This is a genomic window from Paraburkholderia sp., from assembly GCF_034668105.1.
GTDB lineage: Bacteria > Pseudomonadota > Gammaproteobacteria > Burkholderiales > Burkholderiaceae > Paraburkholderia.
Map to the genome: position 1 here is coordinate 1 of NZ_JAXDPY010000359.1, position 3,236 is coordinate 3,236.

General features: G+C 66.3%; 4 protein-coding genes. All 4 read right to left on the reverse strand.

The annotated features are described in order from the left end of the window. Positions 1–1,008: FAD-dependent oxidoreductase (locus tag QOC89_RS16165; RefSeq protein WP_323045932.1), on the reverse strand; the 1,008-nt coding region annotated here is incomplete at its 3' end. After that, positions 1,005–2,147, reverse strand: a complete 1,143-nt coding sequence (locus QOC89_RS16170) for an acyl-CoA dehydrogenase family protein (RefSeq protein ID WP_323045933.1) — start codon at positions 2,145–2,147, stop codon at positions 1,005–1,007. The genes QOC89_RS16170 and QOC89_RS16165, both read right to left, overlap by 4 nt. Before the next feature lie 64 nt (positions 2,148–2,211). Then, a complete protein-coding gene (locus QOC89_RS16175; protein ID WP_323045934.1) occupies positions 2,212–2,766 on the reverse strand; it encodes an OsmC family protein in 555 nt (184 codons plus the stop codon). A gap of 251 nt (positions 2,767–3,017) precedes the next feature. Further along, positions 3,018–3,236 (reverse strand): helix-turn-helix domain-containing protein (locus tag QOC89_RS16180; RefSeq protein WP_323045935.1); only part of this gene is annotated, 219 nt, incomplete at its 5' end.

The following is a 3,236-nucleotide window of genomic DNA, read 5'->3' on the forward strand; positions in this document are numbered from 1 at the left end:
CAGCACGAGATCGGCGGAAATCCGCTCGCCATGCTGCGTCGTGATCACTTTTTCGTTTGGCGTGGCGCCGACATCGGCGACATCGCCGCTTGCCGTCCTCGCGTCACTCGTCCGTTGCGTGGCGCACACGTCGATCCCACGCCGGTCCTCGACGCTCACGCTGCGACCGGGCAGAAAATGGATGCCAAGCCGCGTCCAGTTGGCGAGCAGGCGGCGCGAGGCCGCCGCCGGCAGCAACGCTGCGAGGGGCCTGTCGCTCACATCCAGCACAGTGACCGTATGTCCCGCCCGTGCCATGTCCTCCGCTAGCTCGCAGCCGATCAGACCCGCGCCGATCACCGCCACGCGCGCCGGCCCCGTCGTCAGCCGGCGCTGCATGCGGCTCCACATCGACAGATCGTTGACGCGCCAGCACAGCTCGCGCGGCAAGCCGGACGGCACCACGGGCCGCGCCCCCTGGGCGAGTACCAGTTGCCGGTAACGGAACGTGCCCGCCGTCGTGCGCAGTTGATGCAGCGCCGGCGACAACCCGATCGCGTAGGTATGGGCGACCAGCCGTACGCCGAGGCGCGTTGCGGCGGCCAGGCCGGTCTCGAATACGAGCCGCTCCGGTGTGCGTTTCTCGCTCAGCGAAACCGACAGTTCCGGCTTGCGGTAACGGTCCGCCGAGCACGCGCTCACCAGCGTGATCGGGACGTCCGGATCCAGCGCCCGGACTGCTTCGACGGCTGCCCAACCCGCCGTGCCGCCGCCGACCACGATGACCCCAGGGGTGCGCGAGGGCGCGCCCTGCGCCGGCGCGTACGCCGCTGTACCGGCCACAACCGGCTCGTAAAGCACGAAATCCGCTTTTGTTACCCCGCATAGCGGGCACTCCCAGTCGTCGGGGATCGCGTCGAAGCGCGTGCCGGCCGCAATGCCGCTATCCGGATCCCCCAGTTCTTCGTCATAGATGACGCCGCACGCGCGGCAGATGTATTGCTTCCAGTCGGCAATCAGGACGCTCATGCTGGAAGCTCCTCGGCGGAGAGACGGGCCATTTCCCAACGCAGATGCTTGATGGCAGGCGTCACGATCGCCACGAAGTGCGACTCGCGAATCCGCCGCTGCGGCGCTGCGCTCATCAAATAGCCGCGCGCGCCCTGATGCAGCAGCGACGCCTGCGCTGCACGCAACGCGAGCTCCGCGCCGCGTGTGCGCAGATCCAGCACTTCCAGCAGATAGTCGGTGCTGCCGTCGTAGGCGGTGCGCGCAAGCCGCTGCGTCGCGCTCACCGCTTCGTCGAGTTCGGCGGTCAGTTCGTCTGGCCGGTCGTGCAGGAAGCGGTTCACGTGACCGAGTACCGGCTCGACTTCGAGACACGAATCGATACCGCCTTGTGCGACGCCCAGCGCCATGCCGACCTGCAGCAGGATGAACGCCGCCTTGATCCGCGCGACGAAAGGCCGCGCCGGATCGGCAATCAGGTCGGCTTCGCCGACGAAATAGTTGGTGAGCTTGACGCCCCACGTACTGGTGCCTTCCATCCCGGAGAACACCGGGCAGTGGCGCAACTCGACGCGCTCGTCGCAGCTCAGCAGGAACATCACCTCGTGCGAGACCGAACCATCTTCGCGATGTACCGCGGCGATCGCGCCGCAATACTGGCCGAGGCCGATGTGACTGACCCACGGCAGCGTGCCGTTGATCAGATAGCCGCCCGGCGTGGGCGTAGCGCGGAACATCATCGGCTCGATCCCTGAGAACGCTTTCATCGGATTCGACAGCGCGGTGCCGCCGAACGTCTGGCCGCGGGCATGCGCGTCGAGCCGCGCGCCGCCTAGAGACGGGTTGCCGGACTGCTCCATGTACAACCCGCAGACATCGTGGGCCCACATCAGGAAGCCCGTCGAGCCACACGCGCGGCTCGCTTCCTGCATCGCGGCGAGCGACAGTCCGAAGCGTGTGCCGTACCGGTCGAGGTGGACGCCGAGCGCGCCGGCCGCGCCCAGGTCTCCCATGATGTCGAGCGGATAGACCCCTTCGCGGTCGATCCGTGGCGCGGCTGCCGCGAGCGGACCGCGAGCGATCGCGGCCACCCGCGCCAGCACCGCTTCGTCACACCAGGTGTCGACGCTGGACGCCTCTGCTACCAATGCGTGTTCCATGTTGGTTTTCCTTCGGGTTCCCGGGGCGGCCGCTACGCGCGGCGCGAACGAGCGAAGCGGCGCTTCAGTCGGCGAGCGCGACAGTCATGGGAATCGGATTGCGCATCGAGTTCGCAACCGGCGAGAAGTAGTTAGCATGGCGGACGATCTCATCAAGCTCCTCGCGCGTCGCATCGCCTTCGATCACGATCTTCACGCGGATCGCCTGAAAACCCATCTGCGCGGATTCCATCTGGGCGCCGCCTGCGCCCCATGCCGCCGGATTGCCGATATCCGCCTCGATGAACACTTCGAGCTTCGACAGCTTGACCTGCTTCCACGTGGCGACTGCCGTGATGCCGACCGCGAGGCAGCCGCCGAGACCGGACAGCACGATCTCGCCCGGCGCCGGCGCGGTGTCTTCGCCGAACAGATGCAGCGGCTCATCGACCACGACGGGCGTATGGTTGCCGACATAGCTCAACGAGCGGTACTGACCTTGCATGACCGTGTGCACGTTGTTCTTGCCGCGCGACCCCGGGTTATTGCGCCCCTTTTCGGCGAAGGCCAGCAGCCCATCGCGGTCGATCGGCCGCAGGTAGGTGGAAATAGTCGTGGGATTATCGGTGACAGTGTTCAAGTGACGCTCCTGATGCGTGGATGGTGAAGGCGCGGCGTCGCATCGAAGGTCGAGGGGCGCCGGCACATCACTCAATGCAACAGGCGTGCCAGTTTCACTGCGTATCGCCGAACTGCTTTCCTGGCGGGGCTTCCGGGGCGAACAGGAAGCGCCGACCTGCTTCGGCGAGACTCCTATTCAATCAAGCAGCGAACCGACAATGTCGACATTGTCGACATTGTTCATTCTGCGATACGAGGCCTGCCTGGCTGTCAGTCATTCGGCAGGCCAAGCTTTTGCCAGCGATAGCTGAACTGGCGCGCTGTCATGCCCAACTGCTGCGCCGCGCGCGATTTGTTTCCCCCGCACTGTTCGAGCGCGTCGACAAGCGCCTGTGCTGGGTGCGAACCGACGCGCCGGTAGGGTCGCATCGGCAGCGCTGCAGTGTGGGTCATGGGGTCATGTAATGAAGCGTCCAGCGCCCCGCCCCG